We start from the raw sequence: 18079 nt of genomic DNA, 5'->3' as shown, positions 1-18079 counted from the left end.
CGTATGACCCGAAAATCCGCTCCCCCGCCCACGTTTTTGGCCTTTGCCTTCTCCAACGAGGGCGCTACCCCGTCTTATTCCATCACCCGGGTTCGTTGGACCCAGGAGGCACACGATTTGGCTATCGAGCTATCAAAAGCCTATTGGGATGCGAAGGAAAAAAGGCTTCCCATCAAGGACCTGCGCCTGCGCGTTCAACTCTACGACCCTGGCACAGTTCGAGTGGGGTACGCCTTGGGTCTAGGGATGCGATTTGGCGAGCGGGAAAATCGATTACTATGCTTTAGCCAGTCGAATGAGGAAAAGGCCAAATTCGAAGCCAATCGCGCCATTGTTCAATGGACCCGGGAGGCACTGCCTAAGCTGGGCTTGAGCGAATCGGAAAAAGTAATCGCCGGCAAACTGCAGAAACTGGCCATCCGCGGCGATGCCGCCGAGGCCAATGCGGCTAACGTCCCGGTTTTTGGGTGGGACACCGGCAAAAACAATACGGCAGTTCCTGCTAAATCGTATGAGGCCACGGCTTTTGCCGACCTGGCCGACTATGCGGCTAGTTTGCTGGTTGGGAAAGAGGTGTTCGAAGGCAAAGGAGCTTTGCGCCGCGAGGTTGGTACTGACCTCGCTGACGGCAGCGCCCGGTTGGTTACGGACCCCATTCCTGTGGCCCTCGGCCGACATCAAGCGTGGTTTAGCCTGGGCCTGACGCTGAAGGTAGCAACCTACCCCGGCCGGAAGTTGCCGGTGCTGTTCATGGAAGTACGCAAGCAGAACTGGACTACGACGCCGACCAAGAGTTTCCGAGGTCGTGGTTTGAGCGGACTTGCTTTTCCGCACGAACAGCCAGGGCGGGCATTCAAGTATAGTATCACCAACCGATTGGTGCTGCAAGATGACTATGCCGCCCTGGCAGCAGAGTATTTTCTGCCTGCGCCAGCAGCTGATTTTACGGCTACGGAGCTAGGCCGGGATGGCGCTTCCGCCGACGACTTCCTGCGCTGCCCGGTTCGAGTACAAGCGCTTCCTGGCCGTAGCAAGCTCAAAACTGCTGGCACGGGTGTCACTGACCTCGACCGCTTGGATGCCTACGCGGCCGTTAGGCGACTACTGACACAGGCGGGGTTCTGTCCGTGGAACGGGGCATTGCGGTTGGTTGAAACCGAAACTACCCCGTTGGCTGGGTTGGGCGCCGATTGGCAAGTTGCCTTCCCCTCGCCTATCAAACGAAAGAAACCTTCTTCCTTGAGTCCACAAGAACAGAAGAAAAAAGATGCTGCCGACCGCAAGCGGAAAAAGCTTCTCTACGCCGACTGGCAGGCCCGTGCCCAGACTGGGCTGGCTCAGTACTATGATGGGCAGTACCACCTGCTTATTGCTTATCAGAATGGCCTGGTAGAGGATGCGAAGCTGGCCCGGGATATTCTAAAAAAAGCGCTGGGCACCCGCGCCCTCAAGGTTCACCTTGAAGAGCTCCCTTCAGGCGTTCATCTTTCCAATTGGGACCCGAGCGAAAGGCAGTACCAGGGCCGTTCAGCCCGGCCCCAGGAACGGGCTGAACGGCGCCAAGCAGCTTGGCAGCCGTGGGTGAGCCGCCTGCAGAAGAAATACGACCCTGATGGAAAAGCTCCGCTTGATGGGGCGCTGGTCATCGCCCGCAAACAGTACAAGCATGCCGACGGAAGCAGCGGTGCCGACGACCCCATTAACAAGCAAGTCGGCCGCATTGAACTCATCAACGGCCTGAATGTACTCGTCCAGTACCTGCTCCCCAGCACCGAAGCAGGCCGCACGGCTACGGAGGACGAAGTAGCCGACTTCCGCCTCCGCACCATCAACGCCTGGGGTGACTTAGCTTGGAAGCCCATGGGCCGTATGCACGGTCTGAAAGACCTTCTTGCAAAAAGCCTGCCTCACGTAGCCGCTGGCGACTTCTGCCCTGTGGTGTTGGGCATGGGCATTATCCGGGTTAACCAGAAACAGCAGAAAGGCAATAACACCAGCTTTATCCCTTATTTGGTCGAAATCGACACGCAGACCGGCGAGTGTTTAGCCGCGACGCTGTTGCAGAAACGGGAGCACTCCCAAACCGAAGAGGTTATCTGGTTGCCACTTTCGCAGGCCGTGCGCCGCATTGCCAGTCATGGTTCCAGCTACCTAGGGAATACAGCTAACTTTTTTGCCCTCATGGAGGGACGCAAAAATCAATCGGGGCAATTTTTCTTCAATCAGCTTCGCGCGCGGGCAGCCCACCATTCCACCCGCGATGTGGTCATCTTAGCTGACATGAGCACACTCGGCGGCGTCTGGCCCTGGCTGGCAGACAAAGCGATAGACGGCAGCAACGCTGCAGCAATTAGCCTGCCGGGCGGAGGAAATGGCTTGTTAAAGGGCCTGCCCCATGTTTCCCTGCTGCGCATCCGACCCGCTCATGCTCCCAAAGTCGTGCTTGCTGCGGACGGACTCTTGGCCACAGGAGGTGAAGAAACGCGTGCGGTGGGAACCTGGGCCGATGCTAAGCTCTATCATCTTAGCGAGGCCACCCCTTTCCTCCCGACCTACTTGTCCTTCGGCTCCAAGCTTATGTCGGAGCCCCGGGCCCAGAGTTGCTACCGCCCTGTTACCAGCTTAAAGGGCAAAGACAGCAAGGTGTTTAATCGGGGTGTTTTCACGGGTACTTGGGCCACGCCCGTGGCGGTGGAAATTACCGTGGTGCCCAATCCTGACCAACCCACACCGCGCTATACCTCGGATGAATTAGCTTGCTTCGTTGAGGATTTACGGGCTTCCTACGACCATTTTGGTGGCTGGACCACGCTGCCCGGGCCGCTTCACTTTGCTTCGGTGCTCAAGCAATATGTACCCGACTATGAACTGGCCGAGTTTGAGGCGGAGGATGAAGGTGGGGAAGAAGTAGATGAAGAAGAGTCAGAGTAGCTTTTGTAGGTGATGGGTGCCGTAATGTGATTGATGCGGCCACACTACGGCACCCGACTTGCGAGCGAACAGCATCTTAATTCAAGTTAAATGGTGTAAAAGTGGCTGGCATGTCATTTCGTAAGGCCAAGTGAGAGCCGTCAAGCCGGGGCACTCGCTAGTTGACATGCTGCCCTTCTCAAGCCCATCAGAGTCCACCAAAGCCGATTTTCAGTTGCGGAGCATACACTCAGAAAAGTCCTGAGAGATGGTTCTTAGACAATTTCGTCGGCTTTAGATTGTGATTTTGGCTCCCGAGTGTCTCCGATGAGCAGTAGCCTTCAGGTTTAAAGCTGCACAATACGTTGGCTTTACTAAGGTCAATCGGCTACGAATAAAGTAAGCAGCGAGGGAACCAACGCAATGATTGCGATGTCGAATTACGGTGTTTGCATTTTCAGGTACTAAACCTTCACTTTTTTGACACGCCAATCTGTAGCATATGCCAGAAATTTTTACTTCTATAGCTAACTTAGCCAGCTTTTTAGATACCAACTGTCACACATGGAATGCTATCCATGACCGTGATCTTACTGCCGAACTAAAAGAGGCTACGGCTCCCAGTGAAATAGCCCCAGCGGTCCAATATGAGCGGATTGCACTGGGTATCTGGTTCAAGGAGTGCACCGCCGAACGGGAGTTTTCAGCCACCACGACCGAAGGCCAAACAGTGGGCTCGCCCCTGCCCAACGACCTTGGCAGCGATGCGTTAAGCTATTATCAGCAACGCTTCGATCAAACCACCAATCCCTTCCTGAAGGCTCGCTACGGCCTTATTCTCTGGAATGCTCCCAAGCCTATTAAAAGCGGCCGCTACGCTATAGCAGCCTTGGATAGCCTGCTCGCTGCTCTCAATCAAGCGGACTGTATCAGTGGGCGCCGGGACTGTCTGGATATCTTGCGGCAAGCTTGCGCCATTTCCACCCGCTTTCGTCACCGCGAGGCTGATACGGCGGCGGCAGCCCTCGACCGCTTTACCGGCGCTGTGCCTTACGAGCAAGAGGGTCGCGCTCATATCTTCACGCTCATCACCGAGCAGGCTCAGCTGTTTCGGGCCCATGACCCCGCGGGCACTATTTTACCCACTGTTGTCAGCCTGTTTGAGGAACGCTTCGCCGCTGCCGACTATCACACCTGCGAGCACCTTTGTAAGCTGGCAGCGCCTTTCGCCCAAGGCAGCCAGCTGCCCCCCCGTGAGTGGCATCAGCGTTTGGGACAGACCTACGAGGCCTTGGCCGCCCAACGTCTCTCCGATGACTCCAGCCTCATGCCCATCGAGTTCCTGACCCGTGCGGCCAATGCCTACCAGCTATCCGGTGACCAGGCAGCTGAAACCCGCTCCCTGGAGCAGGCTCAAGCCCTTAAGGACAAGCTCCGCCTAGGCGTTGTAACCAGCGAGTTTACCCCGGAACAGTCCCAAATGCTGGCCGACGATATTAAACGTCACACCGAAGCCGTTTTAGCCGTTGACGCCGATGAGGTTTGTCGGTACCTAGCCTTTTCGCCGCGCGCCATCCCGGATTTCGCAGATATGAAGCAGAAAGCCGCCCAAGAGCGGCAGCCATCTTTCCTGGATTTAGTCCCCACCGTTTACATCGACGAAAACCGGAATACGTCGCACGAACCCAGCGGCGCCGATGAGGAGGAGCGCAACCTTCGCTATGCCAAACAAATGTATAGCCTCGGGCTGCAGCTCCAGCTCCAGTATACCGGCCGTCTGTTCGTTGAAGGCTACCGGCAAGGCAAATTCACTTTTGAGACCGTCCGTAGTTACTTGGAGCAGCACAGTTGGTTTGCTCAACCGCTCCCCGAAAGTGACTTTAGTGGCAACACCGTTGAGTACGCTTGGGCTCCATTGATATTACCTGGCTTAGAAAATTTCTTCCAGCAGCTTGGTAAAGTAGCTAACGGCAGCGGCCAGCCAGATTTTGTGCTGTGCCTCGATTCGTTGACTCCGAAAATGGAAGGGCTACTCCGGGAGTTGTTACAACGCTCAGGCGCCAGCACCATCACGGCTCGGCAGCGGGACCTACGCGAAGTCGCTTTTGATGGTCTGCTCGACCTAGCCCAGGAGAAAGACTTGCTTGACGAGAACGAGTGCTATTTTATTCGGTACGTCTGCTTGTCCGAGGGTAAAAATGTTCGCAACAACGTTGCGCATGCTTATTACCACCACCTGCACCAGTACTCCATCGAAAAAGCTGTTTTGATGGTACTGGTTTTGTTACGCCTGTCCCATTTCCATTTCGGACCAGTTGCAGCAGAGGCTACACCGGATAGCGCAGGTGATGCAGCCAGCAGTGAACCAGGGTTGTAGCAAAGCAAAACCTTTGTTCAAAATGGTCCACGGTTACAGCACATGATGATGGTGCGGGGCTTAACTCAATACCCTGAACCGGGGGACCCTGTAGGGAACCCGCCGCCCTTCTCAGGCCTATTAGAGCCGACCAAAGCCGATTTTTAGTTGTGGAGCATACCCCCAGAAAGGGCCAAGGAGACGGTTTTAGACGACTTGAATCGGTTTAAGATTATGATTTAGAGGCCCCTACGGACTACACAAAAGGCCCTCCTGCTAGCAGGAGGGCCTTTTTCTTTGTTGTTTGTGACATATGTACTTAATCTGCGCCTCTGGCCGGTCGGCGTTGCGTACCTCCAGCTGTTCTTCCACATTGGCCGTGTCGTCGTCCGACCACGTGATGTACTGACGACTAGGCGTTTGCCGCGTGGCCGAGGCCACCTTACTGATGGTCGGCTCCACTCTCTAGGTACCGAAACTGGGCGCGGCTGACCCACTAAGCATGTTGCCATCGGTGTAGTATTCCGCATCGCACCAGTGCCGGCTGAACTCATTTGTAGGCGTCAACGCCTTTTTTCAACACGCTCCGCAGGCTGCGCTTGATGGATAAGGCATCGAGCTAGGCCACGCTCGGGTTTGGGCGCTGCAACGAAGCCTCGTGCTAACAATTGCAGCCCACCAGGACTTGACTGAGTGCATTACCTCGCAATTGACAGTCAAAAGCCTTTGAAGCGTTATCATTTCGGCACCATTACACGCGGCACATGCAGCGCATTCCTTCATGGGGTGGCAATTCGGTTTTAAATCCGCCGCCGTGGTTATGCCGTTTGTTGGGCGACGCCCCGCTGGTTGTGGTTGGCATAGCAGGAGAACTATGCGGCCCGCTGCTATTCGGCATTTCTAGACTTCCTCATTCTGTAGCTTGCCAAAATTTTCCTCGAATACTTCTCATAAATGCGACGAATACTACCCCTTTTTGCCTTTCTACCCCTATTATCCGTTTCTGCAGCTGCCCAGAAACTTACCGGGCAGGTTCTAGATAATACCTTTTCCCAACCGATACCGAGTGCCACCGTGCAGGTGAAACGCACGCAAGTGGGTACGCTCACCAATGCTGCGGGAACATTCACGCTGACCAATCTCCAGCCCGCTGACACCCTTGTTATTTCGAGCCTGGGCTTCCAATCGCAGAAAATCCCGTACACGGGCCAAGCCAACCTAACGGTTAAACTGGTGGCGGGCCTTGCCCTCAACGAGGTCGTGGTGACGGCCCTGGGGCTGGAGCGCAACGCCCAGAGCCTGGGCTACGCGGTGCAGAAGGTGGAGGGCCGGCAGGTGAGCGAGGTGAAGGCGGCCAACTTCCTCGACAACCTGGCGGGCAAGGTGGCGGGCGTCATGGTCACGGCCGGCTCGACCGGGGTGGGGGCCTCGTCGCGCATCACCATCCGGGGCGAATCGTCCTTTACCAACAACAACCCCTTGTTCGTGGTCGACGGCATTGTGATTAACAACGCCACGGTGGTCAACCGCGTCAACGACGATGCCAACGGGTTTCAGGAAATCGATTTCGGCAACGGGGCCGGGGAAATCAACCCCGACGACGTGGCGTCGGTGTCGGTGCTGAAAGGCCCCAGCGCGGCCGCCCTGTACGGCACTCGGGCCTCCAACGGGGTCGTCCTGATTACCACCAAAGACGGCTCGGCGGCGGGCAAGGGCATTGGCGTGAGCTTCAACAGCACCTTCTACGCCGAGCAGCCGTTTCAGCTGCCCCGCTTCCAGAACACCTACGGGCAGGGCAACAGCGGGGCATTCAAGTACGGCGACGGCCTGGGCGGGGGCGTCAACGACAACATTTCGTACAGCTACGGCCCGAAGCTGGACGCGGGCCTGCTCATTCCGCAGTACGACAGCCCCGTGACACTGCCCAACGGCCAGGTGGTGCGCGGCGCCGATACGAAGCTTTACAGCGGCCTGCCCATCACCCCGACGCCGTTTGTGTCGCACCCCAACAACCTGCGCGATTTTTACCAGACCGGGCACACGGCCATCAACAACCTGGCCGTTTCGGGCGACTACGCCAAAGGCAGCTACCGGCTTTCCTACACGGACCTCAACAGCCAGTCGATTATTCCGGGGGTGGACCTCAAGCGCAAAACCCTGGCCGCCCGGCTGCAGTTTGACCCGACCCGGCGGCTGAAAATCAGCTCCTCGATTAACTACATCAACAGCGGCAGCGCCAACCGCCCCGCCACCAAGTACGGTTCGGAGAATACCAACTACGCCCTGAGTGCCTGGCTGGGCCGCCAAACCGATGTCGACCCCATGAAGCAGTACTGGCAGCCGGGGCTGGAGGGCATCCAGCAATTTTCCTACAACTACACCTTCTTCGACAACCCGTATTTTACGCTCTACGAAAATCGCAATTCCTTTACCCGCGACCGGCTCATCGGCAACCTGGCCCTCACGGGCGAGCTGGCCAACAACCTGACGCTGCTGGTGCGCAGCGGCATGGACTACTCCAACGAGAACCGCCAGTTTCGGCGGGCCTTCAGCAGCAACCGCTTCAAGAGCGGCGCCTACGCCGAAAACGCCGTGTTGTTCCGGGAAATCAACACCGACTTCCTGCTGAATTATGCCCGCAGCTTAGGGGCGTTTTCGCTCGACGTGTCGGCCGGGGGCAACCGCATGGACCAGCTGGCCTCGTTCGACCAATACCAGGCCCTGACGCTGGCGCAGCCGGGCGTGTTCAAGCTCAACAACGCCGCCTCGCCGGTGGAGGTGTACCAGCAGAGCGGCCGCAAGCGCATCAACAGCCTGTATGCCCTGGCCAAGCTGGGGTTTAAGGACGTGTTGTTTGTTGATATTACCGGGCGCAACGATTGGTCGAGCGCCCTGGCGACCCCCACCTCGACGGCCAACACTTCCTTCTTCTACCCGTCGGTATCGGCCAGCTGGGTGCTGTCGAACCAGTTCCGGCTGCCCGCTCTCGTGTCGTTTGCCAAAGTCCGGGCCAGCGCCGCCAACGTCGGCAACGACACCAGTCCGTATCAGACGGCGGGGGTATTCACCTCCCGCAACCCGGTGTTTTCGCAGCCGGCGTTCAGCGACCAGAGCACCATTGCCAACACCAACCTGAAACCGGAATCGATTACCTCGCTGGAAGTGGGGGCCGATGTCCGTTTCCTCAACGACCGGCTGGGGTTCGACCTGACGTATTATGATTCCCGCACCCGCAACCAGATTTTGTCGCTGCCCATTGCCATCCCGACGGGCTACAGCGAACGGGTCATCAACGGCGGGGAGGTACGCTCGCGGGGCATCGAGGCGGTGGTGAGCGCCACGCCCGTGCAGACGAGCCGCTTCCGGTGGAATACAACCCTGAATTTCAGCCAGAACCGGACCACCGTGGTGTCCTTGCCCGCAGAAGCCGGCACCCTGACGCTGGGCTACAACCGCATCTACGACAACGTGAACCAGACCGTGTGGTACCAGGTGCGGCAGGGCGACCGCATGGGCGACATGTGGGGCACGGGCTACCTGCGCAACGCGCAGGGCGACTTCATCGTGGGCAGCAACGGGCAGTACATTGCCGACAATACCCTGAAGAAGCTGGGCAACTACAACCCCGACTTCATGGTGGGGCTGTCGAACCAGTTCAGCGTCGGCAATTTTAACCTCGGCTTTCTGCTCGACTGGCGGCAGGGCGGCATTCTGGTGTCGCGCACGCTGGCCCTGGCCGGCGTGGCGGGCCAGCTGATGGAAACGGCCGACCGGCCCGACGCGGGCATCGTGGCCAAAGGCGTGGTGAATGTCAGCACCCCCGAAAACCCGAACTACCAGCCTAATACGAAGGCCATTCCGGCCGAAACCTACTACCGGATGTATTACGACCGCAACCACGAAGAGAATAACACCTACGATGCCTCGTATGTGAAGCTGCGGGAAGTGACCATCGGCTACTCGGTGCCCGAAACGGCTTGGCTGGCCAAAAAGCTGCGCACGCAGCGGCTGACCGTGGCCCTGGTCGGACGCAACCTGCTGGCCGTTTCGCACATCCCGCACTTCGACCCCGAGCAGACCTCGTTCCAGCAAAACCAGCTGCAGACCGGCGTTGAGGACATGACCTACCCGACCACCCGCAACCTGGGCTTGAAACTAAGCGCGAATTTCTAAGCCCTGCCACCAGACCATGAAACGGAAATTATACAGCCTCCTGCTGCTGACCGCGCTGGCGGGCCTTCTGCCCGGCTGCACGGACAACTTCAAGGAAATCAACACGAACCCCAACGCGCCGGTCGACGTGCAACCGTCGCTGCTGTTTCGCAAAGTCATCTTCGACTACGGCGAGCAGATGTCCTACGAAGCCTTCGTGGCGGGCAACCTGCTGGGGCAGTACTTCACGGCCATCGACTTCAACCTGTTCGACCGGCACAGCCTGAGCGAGCCGCAGTACGGCGGCAACCCCTGGCCGTTTCTGTACAGCAACCTGCGCGACAACGAGATTCTGCTGCAAAAAGCGCGCGCCAATGCAGCGTTTGGGGTGTACGAAGGACCGGCCCTGATACTGAAGGCCTACATGGCCGCCGCGCTGACGGACCTGTACGGCGACGTGCCCTACAGCGAAGCCCTGCAGGGCAAAGCGGGGGTGATTACGCCGGCCTACGACACGCAGGAATCCATCTACACGGCGCCCGGCGGCATCCTCGACAACCTGGACAAGGGCATTGCCTCCATCAACAATTACAACGGGCCGACGGCGCTCGAAGGGGACATCCTCTACGGGGGCAACCGCAGCAAATGGGTGCTATTTGCCAACTCGCTGAAAATAAAAGCGCTGATGCGCATATCGGGCAAGGTCAACGTGCAGGCGGCCCTGCAAAAAATCGTGACCGATGGCAATTACATCCGCACAAATGCCGACAATGCCGCCTTCCGGTTCTCGCTGGCGCAGCCCAACAACTTCCGCATGTCGACGGCCCGCATCGGCGATTTCAACCTGTTCATCATGTCCAAAACCAGCGAGGAGCTGCTGACGGGGCTGGGCGACCCGCGGATAGCGACGTATTTCCGGCCCGCCGCGGCCACCCCGGGCACCTACAAAGGCCTGTTGAACGGACCGGATGCCTCCCGGCTCATTATTTCGGTGGCCGATTACTCGTTGACGGGCAGCATCTTCCGGGAAAGCTCCGACCGGTTATCGGCCAACTACATGACCGCGGCCGAAACCAGTTTCTGGCTGGCCGAAGCCGCCCAGCGGGGGCTGATATCCACCTCGGCCAGGACCTTGTACGAGCAGGGCATCACCCAGTCGTTTGCCTACTGGGGCACGGCGCTGCCCGCCACCTACCTCACCAGCAGCCGGGTGGCATACGGGCAGAACGGCCAGAACCCCATCGAGCAGATACTGACGCAGAAATGGCTGGGCAACATCAACAACGCCTACGAAGGCTGGACCGAGTACCGCCGCACGGGTTTCCCGGCCCTGAAAACGGTTGCGGCCAGCCTCAACAACGGGCTCCTTCCCAAGCGAATGCCCTACCCCGCCACGGAAAGTGCGCTAAACGCGGTGCAGTACAAAAAAGCGGCCGATAACACCCAGAACAACAGCATCAACGTCCCCGTCTGGTGGGCCCGATGATTCCCCGCGTATGAGCACCACCCTGTTGCAGTGGGCGTTGGTCCTGGCCTCCAGCGTCACGCTGTTTTTCGTGTCGCCGCTGTCCCGCACCGCGCCCGAATTTTTCCGAGGAGCCCGCAAAGAGCGCACCCCCAACGCGGTTTTCCTGACGAGTAGCCTGGTCATTTCCTGGCTGTTTGCCAAGTCGATTACCAATGCCGCCAACCTGGGCCAGAGCTTCGGGCTGGTGGGGGGCGTGGCCTACGCGGGGTACTACCTGTCGTTTCTGGTGGCCGGTTTCGTCATCGTCTCCATGCGCAACCGAGGGGGCTACCGCAGCATCCACCATTTTCTGGAGTCGAAATACGGCGCGGGGGCAGTGGTCGTCTTTACCTGCCTGATTATCATTCGGCTGTACAACGAAATCTGGTCCAACACCATCGTCATCGGCTCGTATTTTGGTGCCCAGGGCACGACGGCCTACTACGTTGCCATTGTGGTGTTCACTTTGCTGACGTTGGCCTACACGCTCAAGGGCGGCATGAGCAGCTCCATTATGACCGACGTGATTCAGCTCTCGCTCTTCGTGGTGCTGCTCACGGTGATTCTGGGGTTCATCCTGCCGCAGTACGGGGGCAGCCTGCAGCCCTTTCTGCGCAGCGGGGAATGGACCCTGGGGCAGGGCGTCGACTTGCTGCTGGTGGCGTTGGTGCAGTGTTTCAGCTACCCCTTTCACGACCCCGTGCTCACCGACCGGGGCTTTATTTCCGACACGCGCACCACGCTGCGGTCTTACCTCTGGGCGGCCGTTATCGGGTCTAGCTGCATCATCTTTTTTAGCTTCGTGGGCATCTTCGCCAAGCTCAACGCTCTGACCGGCGAAGCCCCAGTGGCCGTGGCGCGGTACTTCGGGGTGCCAATGCTGCTGCTGCTGAACCTCATCATGGTCACCTCCGCCTCGTCGACCCTCGATTCGGCCATGGCCTCGTTCTCCAAACTCATCAGCATCGACCTGAGCAAAGCGGCCGTGCCCAGCGTATCGAGGGGCCGCTGGGCCATGGTGGTGCTGACGGTGCTGGGCACCATTCCGGTGTTTTTCAACCCCGCCATTCTCTCGGCCACCACCATCAGCGGCACGCTGGTGCTGGGGCTGGCCCCCGTGTTTTTGTTCTGGCACGTGCCCGTGCCGCGCCTGGCCTTTCACCTGGTGGTGGTGGGCGGGCTGGTGCTGGGCGGTTTGCTGACGCTTTTTCCCCTGCCCGAGGCCCTGCAACTGGGCAACGGCAAATACGGGGCGCTGCTGAGCACGAACCTGATTACGTCGGGGTTCTGCTTCGGCGCATACGGGCTCTGTGTTCTTCTTCGAAAAAAAACCTCCCATGCATAGCCCACTCACCCAGGACCTCGGCCCACGCAGCGGCCGGCTGCTCGTTTTCGGCGGGCCCTACTCAAACCTGCAGGCGCTGGCGGCGCTCAAAGCCATTGCCGACCAGCTGCAGATTCCGGCGGGCAACATCATCTGCACCGGCGACATCGTGGGCTACTGCGCCCAGCCCGAAGCCGCGGTGCAGCTGGTGAAAGAATGGGGCGTGCACGCCATTCAGGGCAATGTGGAGCAGAACATCATCCGGGGCGAAGACGACTGCGGCTGCAACTTCGCCGAGGGCAGCCGGTGCGACCTGTTGTCCCGCGCCTGGTTTCCCTACGCGGTGCGGAGCCTGTCGGCGGGCTCGGTGGCCTGGCTGAGCACCCTGCCGCTGCAGCTGGCTTTCCGGTACGCGGGCAAGGCGGTGGCCGTGCTGCACGGGGCGGCCACCGGCATTGCCGATTTTGTGTTTGCCTCGACTCCCTGGCTGGTGAAGGAAGCTAGCTTTGCCGCCACCGGGGCCGAGGTAATCCTGGCCGGTCACGCCGGCCTGCCCTTTGCCGATGAACGGGCCGGGCACCACTGGCTCAACGCGGGCGTGATTGGGATGCCCGCCAACGACGGCACCCCGCGGGTATGGTACCTGCTGCTCGATGACACCGATGGCCGCTTCAGCTACACCTTTCATGCCTTTACCTACGACAACGGCCAGGCGCACCAGTTGATGCGGACCAATGGGCTTCCCGATTCCTATGCTGACACGCTCCTGACGGGCATCTGGGACAACTGCGACATTTTACCAGCGTCTGAGAAGGCGTTGCAGGGCCGGGCCATCACGTTGCATTGTTAAACCAACGAGCAGGGTAGCTTCCCGCTTCTACCGTTTGTATGCCGGGCAGCGCAACGGGCGGCCGAAACAAAAACGGTTGGGCACCGGCAAAGCGGCTCGAACCGTCTACGCGTTTGCAGGGGGTCGCTCATGCAACGCCATCATTGCGCCGTTTGGCTAAACGTCTTGCTGTTCAAGCCTCATCAATCTCAAACCGCCGCAGGAGCACAGCTGGGCATCAAGCACTGGGCGCGGCTTACTCGCTGCCGGGCTTTATTCGGGCGCTGATGACGGTAAACGCTGCGTAGCCGGGTCCGCGCGCCGTGCAGACCACCGCCTCCGCGGGCTGCGGCCGGCGAATGCGCACGTACAGCACCCGTTTTTACGCACCCACTGGGCCGTGTCGAGCCGGTAGGCCAGGTAATTCGGCGCGGGGCGCTCCTGGCGCAGGCCGAGTACAGCGTGGGGCTGGTGCCAACGGGCAGCAGGGGCAGCACCCGGCCGTCTTACAACGGAACCGGCCACCTCTTCCTCTCCTACTGGTTCGGCCCGCAGGGGTAGCGCCGCACGCGGCAACCTGAAGGCGTACGCAGCCAAACTGCTTGGCAACGTTTAGGAAAACGGTAGTGCCGCTAACGAGCGCCATTCACGGAATGGCGCATTGGACAAACAGATAGGGTATCGGGCAACTAGGCGGTCACAGTCTTTGCAGGGCGGTGGCATAAAGCATCTACTTTTGGCCATCTGTTTCGCACCCTTTCCTTTACGCATGCTTCTTTCTCGCTGCTGCGGCTACCTGCTGGCCGGCCTTTTTTCGCTGCCTACCTGGGCCCAAACGGCGGCGCCCGCGGCGGCCCCCCTCGACGTGGCCGCCGTGGATGCGGCGGTGGCTCGCGCCTTGAAAGCCTTTGACGTGCCAGGCATGGCCGTGGCCGTGGTCAAAGACGGGCAAATCGTGCTGAGCAAGGGTTATGGCGTGCGTTCGCTAAAAACGAAGGCGACGGTGGACGCCAACACCCTGTTCGGCATTGGCGCCACCACCAAGGCCTTCACGGCGGCCGCGCTGGGCTTGCTCGTGGACGAAGGCAAACTGCGGTGGGACGACAAGGTGACGAAGTTCCTCCCCGAGTTCCAACTGTACGACCCCTACGCGACGGCCGAATTCACGGTGCGCGACCTGCTCTGCCACCGCAGCGGCATGGGTCTGGGCACGGGCGACCTGATGCTGTTTCCCGACTCCGCCGACTTCACCGTTCACGACGTCCTTCACGCCCTGCGCTACTTCAAGCCCGCCGCTTCCTTTCGCAGCCGGTTCGATTACGACAACAACCTCTACCTGGTGGCGGGCGAAGTGGTGGCGCGCATCGCCAGGCAGCCCTGGGCCGACTCCCTTTTTTGCGGCCGCACAAGGGCTTAGTACTGCTATCGCGTCGCCGCTACGCAATGGTCAGGGACGGCGGGGTTCCGCCGCGGGCTCGCGCCGGTGGCATCAGGCAATACTCGGACACCTTTCCGGCGGCTGAAGCAGGCTGTGCTTGACTGGCCCTGGCCCTTTATAACAAAGCTGCCGGCTGGTCACCGCTGCGGCCCAATCCGCCTGCCTGGCGCTAGGCAGCGAAATGTTGCGCCACGACGCGCTCCATCTGCTGCTGCGTCAAGGGCTTGTCGAGGTAATCAGCAATGGGCAGCTCCTGCGCCCGCTGCCGGTCCCGGGGGCTGACGGAGCTGGTTACTACCACCACCACTACCGCCCGCCGCAGCGCGGCAGGCAGGTGCTCGTACGCCTCCAGAAACTGGATACCGGTCATCACGGGCATGTTGACGTCCAGTAACACCAGTATCGACTGGTCGGCCCGGGGCGACTGGCCAAGCTGCTGCAGTTCGCGCAGGGCTTCCTGCCCGTTGAGGGCCACGCGGATGTCGTTCGTCACGTCGAGGCGCTGCAGCAGCTTCTTATGAAGAAAGTTGGTAGTGGGGTCATCATCCACCAGCAGCACAAGGGGAATTGAAGGCATGGCTGGCGTATACGAGGCGGAGGGCTTTGCGGTCGACCCTACCGCCGAAAGTACACGTGAAACGTGGTGCCCTGCCCCAGCTGACTGCTCACCTCGATGCGGCCGCCGGCGTTTTCCAGCATGCGCTTGACCATGTGCAGGCCGATGCCCGTGCCCTCGACGTGGGTGTGCAGGCGCTGAAACAGGCCAAATAGCCGCTCCTGCCCCTGCGCCAGGTCCAGCCCCAGGCCGTTGTCCTGCACCTCCAGCACCACGTAGCCGTCGGCGAGCCCGCTGCGCAGCTGCACCACGGGCACGCGGTCGGGGTGGTGGTACTTGAAGGCGTTGCTGAGCAGGTTGTACACCACCGAGCGCAGGTTCTTCTCGGCGAACGTTACCGTCAGGTCCTTGGGAATATTTACCGTCAGCTGGCCCCGGGTCTGCGCCAGCAGCGGGATGATGTCGAGGCGCACCGCCTCCACCACCGGGGCCAGGGGCACGGCGGCGCTGGCCGGGTTGTGCTCCTTTTGCAGGCGGCTCAGGTCGGTGAGGTGGACGATGGTGCGCTGAAAGCGCTCAATCGCCTCTTGCATCATCGTCAGCATCAGCGACACGTCGCCCGGGCGGTTGGCGGCCGGCAGTTCGTGCTCCAGGGCCAGCAGCAGGCCCTCAATGTTGGTAATTGGCGCCTTCAGGTCGTGGCTGGCGGTGTAGATGAAATTGTCCAGGTCCACGTTGGTGCGCGTGAGCTGGGTGTTGCTCGCATACAACTCGTCGTTGCTGGCAAGCAGCTCCCGGTTGATGGTGGCCAGCTCTTCGTTGAGGAGCTGCACCTGGTGGCGGCTCTGCTCGGCCTGCTGACGGGCCAGCAGCTGCTCGGTTACTTCCACCACCAGATTGAAAATGCCCGTGATGCGGTGGTGTTCGTCGCGCCGGGCCTGGTACACCAGGGTGAAATACCGATTTTCCAGCTCGCCACTGCCGTTCGCGCGGGCCACGGGAATGCATTGCTCCTGCGCCTGGTACGTGTTGCCCGTGGCGTATACCTGCCGCAGCAGGGTTTCTACTTCGGTGCCCCGCAGCTCCGGGATGGCATCCAGCACCGAGCGGCCCAGCAGTTCGCGGCCGGGCAATATCCGCTGGTAGGCCGGGTTGGCAAAGCTGTAAACCATTTCCGGACCGTCGAGGATGCACACCCCGACCGGGGCCTGCTCGAAGAGGGTGGTTAGCTCGCGGCGCTGGGTTTCGCGCTCCCGCCGGGCCAATACCTGCTCGGTGACTTCCACGGCAAAGGCCAGGATGCCGTGGACCTGGCCCTGGTCGTCGCGCAGGGGCTGGTACACAAAATTGAGGTAGTGCTCAGTGGGCGGGCCCGTGGGCTGCTGGAGGAAGAGCACGGTTTCGTCGCCGGCGTAGGGCTCCCCGGTTTGGTACACCTGGTCAAGCAGGGCCACGAAGCCCTGCTCCGCGGCTTCGGGCAGGGCCTCCGCAACCGACTGGCCCAGCGTTACCCGGTTGCCCACCAGCTGCTGGTAGTGTTCGTTGATGAACGAATAGCGGTGGTCGGGCCCGTGGAGCGTGGCCACGGACGCGGGCACCTGCCCCAGGATGCGGTCCAGCAGCGCCTGCTGCTCGCTGAGCTGGCGGGTGCGCTCCTGCACGCGCACTTCCAGCTCCTGGTTGAGCTGCTCTACCTGCCGGCGGGCCAGCACCTGCTGGGTCACGTCCACCGCCACGTCGATAACGCCGAGAACCTGCCCCTGCGCGTCGAAAAGCGGCTGGTAGATGAAGTTGTAGTAGCTGGTTTGCAGTTGGCCGTCGCGCAGCAGTTGGGCCGGGGTTTCCGTGCCAGAGACCGGCTCGCGGGTGTGTAACACCTGCCGCAGCAGGTCGTCAAAGCCTTGGCCGCGCAGCTCGGGCACGCCTTCGAGCAGGGGCCGGCCCACCACCTGGGTGGGCGTGTATCCCCAGATAGCCGCCATCTCGGTGGTCACGGCCGCTACCCGCATTTGCTCGCCCTGAAACAAGGCAATGGCCACCGGGGCCTGGGTGAGCAAGGCTTGCAGCAGCGCCCGCTCGCGCTCGGTGGCGGCCTGCGCCGCCGCCAGTTCCTGGGTGCGCTGCCGCTCCCGGGCCTGGCTGGCAAGCAGCGCCTGCTCGGCCTGGCTGCGCACTTCGTCCTGCGTGTCGGTAAAAACGGCCAGGAGCCCTTCTCCCTGGCGCTGGGCCGTGACGCGGAAGTAGCTGTCGAAGCCGTCCGCATCGTAATAAAACTGGAACTGCTGGGGCTCCTGGGCAAGCCAGCTCCGGCGGTGAAAATCCCAGGCGCCGTTGTCGTCGGTCGTCGGAAACTGCTGCCGGTAGGTGGTGCCCGGCTGGGCGGGCAGCCGGGTCATGCGCTGGGCGGCCGGGTTGAGGTAAGCCAGCGCCAAGTCCGTCAGCGTGCCCGCGGCATCCACCACGGGGGTGTAGTAGATAACCCCCATCGGCAGCAGATTCAGCAGCGTGGCTAACAGGGTGGGGTCAGCGGGGAGTCCTGCGGGCAAGCGGCTGGAAGAGTCTGGCATAAATGGGGTGGTGTCAGGGCGTGCGGAAACCAGCACGCATCCTCGTCGCGGATACTGAAAATAGTGGGTTTCTGTTGGGGCCGCTCTTGAATCGGGCAGGCGTGCGTTTTGGTACAGTCTGCAGCATTGTTAGGTAAGGCAGGTGTAGCGAGCCGTGTTTGGCTGGTTGTTGGCTGGAAAAGTAAACACGAATCTACGCCCCGCCGAGAGCCCCTGCACCCGACAGTCGTCCTAGCGTGCGTGAAGCATCCGCTGCCATATTTCCGTCTCTTCCCTAGTCATTCTCAGCACACCATGCCCTTCGCCTCATGTCAGGCCTTGCCCTACAAAACTGCTCCCTTTTTCCATCGGGGCGTATAGCACCCCCAAGGCTGGCATAGCCCCGTTTGAGCCCCACGGACTACACAAAAGGCGCCTCCCAAGGGCGCCTTTTTCCATTT

General features: G+C 60.5%; 9 protein-coding genes. 7 read left to right on the top strand and 2 right to left on the bottom strand.

The window, feature by feature from the left end; all coding sequences use genetic code 11:
* Nucleotides 1-36: 36 nt before the first annotated feature.
* The 7 genes from IC234_RS08675 (at nt 37) to IC234_RS08645 (ending at nt 14495) form a co-directional block, all read left to right on the top strand.
* Nucleotides 37-2931: an RNaseH domain-containing protein gene (locus IC234_RS08675; RefSeq protein WP_190923488.1), complete on the top strand. Its 2895-nt coding sequence runs from the start codon at nt 37-39 to the stop codon at nt 2929-2931.
* A 481-nt stretch (nt 2932-3412) separates the two neighbouring features.
* Nucleotides 3413-5287, top strand: coding sequence for a hypothetical protein (locus IC234_RS08670; protein WP_190923486.1), 1875 nt, complete (start codon nt 3413-3415; stop codon nt 5285-5287).
* 933 nt (nt 5288-6220) lie between these two features.
* A complete protein-coding gene (locus IC234_RS08665) occupies nt 6221-9439 on the top strand; it encodes a SusC/RagA family TonB-linked outer membrane protein (protein WP_190923484.1) in 3219 nt (1072 codons plus the stop codon).
* Nucleotides 9440-9455: 16 nt separating this feature from the next.
* The gene (locus IC234_RS08660; protein ID WP_190923483.1) at nt 9456-10904 is read left to right on the top strand and encodes a SusD/RagB family nutrient-binding outer membrane lipoprotein; all 1449 of its coding nucleotides are present in this window, start codon (nt 9456-9458) and stop codon (nt 10902-10904) included.
* Nucleotides 10905-10914: 10 nt separating this feature from the next.
* A complete protein-coding gene (locus tag IC234_RS08655; protein WP_190923482.1) occupies nt 10915-12270 on the top strand; it encodes a sodium:solute symporter family transporter in 1356 nt (451 codons plus the stop codon).
* A complete protein-coding gene (locus tag IC234_RS08650) occupies nt 12263-13099 on the top strand; it encodes a metallophosphoesterase family protein (RefSeq protein WP_190923481.1) in 837 nt (278 codons plus the stop codon). Before IC234_RS08655 ends, IC234_RS08650 begins: the two co-directional genes overlap by 8 nt.
* 748 nt (nt 13100-13847) lie before the next feature.
* Complete coding sequence (locus tag IC234_RS08645) at nt 13848-14495, top strand: serine hydrolase domain-containing protein (protein WP_190923480.1); 648 nt, start codon at nt 13848-13850, stop codon at nt 14493-14495.
* Between the two features lie 190 nt (nt 14496-14685).
* On the opposite strand, the gene IC234_RS08640 is transcribed toward IC234_RS08645, so the two are convergent.
* Both IC234_RS08640 and IC234_RS08635 read right to left on the bottom strand, forming a co-directional pair.
* A complete protein-coding gene (locus IC234_RS08640) occupies nt 14686-15093 on the bottom strand; it encodes a response regulator (protein WP_190923479.1) in 408 nt (135 codons plus the stop codon).
* A 38-nt stretch (nt 15094-15131) separates the two neighbouring features.
* Complete coding sequence (locus IC234_RS08635) at nt 15132-17639, bottom strand: PAS domain-containing sensor histidine kinase (protein ID WP_190923478.1); 2508 nt, start codon at nt 17637-17639, stop codon at nt 15132-15134.
* Between the last annotated feature and the right edge of the window lie 440 nt (nt 17640-18079).

This window comes from Hymenobacter armeniacus (genome assembly GCF_014699055.1).
In the GTDB taxonomy this organism is placed as follows: domain Bacteria; phylum Bacteroidota; class Bacteroidia; order Cytophagales; family Hymenobacteraceae; genus Hymenobacter; species Hymenobacter armeniacus.
This window is presented reverse-complemented; position numbering and strand designations above follow the sequence as displayed.

What these genes read in the sequence shown, in the direction of transcription:
- IC234_RS08670 (WP_190923486.1), top strand. Translation starts at nt 3,413, where the DNA reads ATGCCAGAAATTTTTACTTCTATAGCTAACTTAGCCAGCTTTTTAGAT.
- IC234_RS08665 (WP_190923484.1), top strand. Translation starts at nt 6,221, where the DNA reads ATGCGACGAATACTACCCCTTTTTGCCTTTCTACCCCTATTATCCGTT.
- IC234_RS08660 (WP_190923483.1), top strand. Translation starts at nt 9,456, where the DNA reads ATGAAACGGAAATTATACAGCCTCCTGCTGCTGACCGCGCTGGCGGGC.
- IC234_RS08655 (WP_190923482.1), top strand. Translation starts at nt 10,915, where the DNA reads ATGAGCACCACCCTGTTGCAGTGGGCGTTGGTCCTGGCCTCCAGCGTC.
- IC234_RS08650 (WP_190923481.1), top strand. Translation starts at nt 12,263, where the DNA reads ATGCATAGCCCACTCACCCAGGACCTCGGCCCACGCAGCGGCCGGCTG.
- IC234_RS08645 (WP_190923480.1), top strand. Translation starts at nt 13,848, where the DNA reads ATGCTTCTTTCTCGCTGCTGCGGCTACCTGCTGGCCGGCCTTTTTTCG.
- IC234_RS08640 (WP_190923479.1), bottom strand. Translation starts at nt 15,093, where the DNA reads ATGCCTTCAATTCCCCTTGTGCTGCTGGTGGATGATGACCCCACTACC.
- IC234_RS08635 (WP_190923478.1), bottom strand. Translation starts at nt 17,639, where the DNA reads ATGCCAGACTCTTCCAGCCGCTTGCCCGCAGGACTCCCCGCTGACCCC.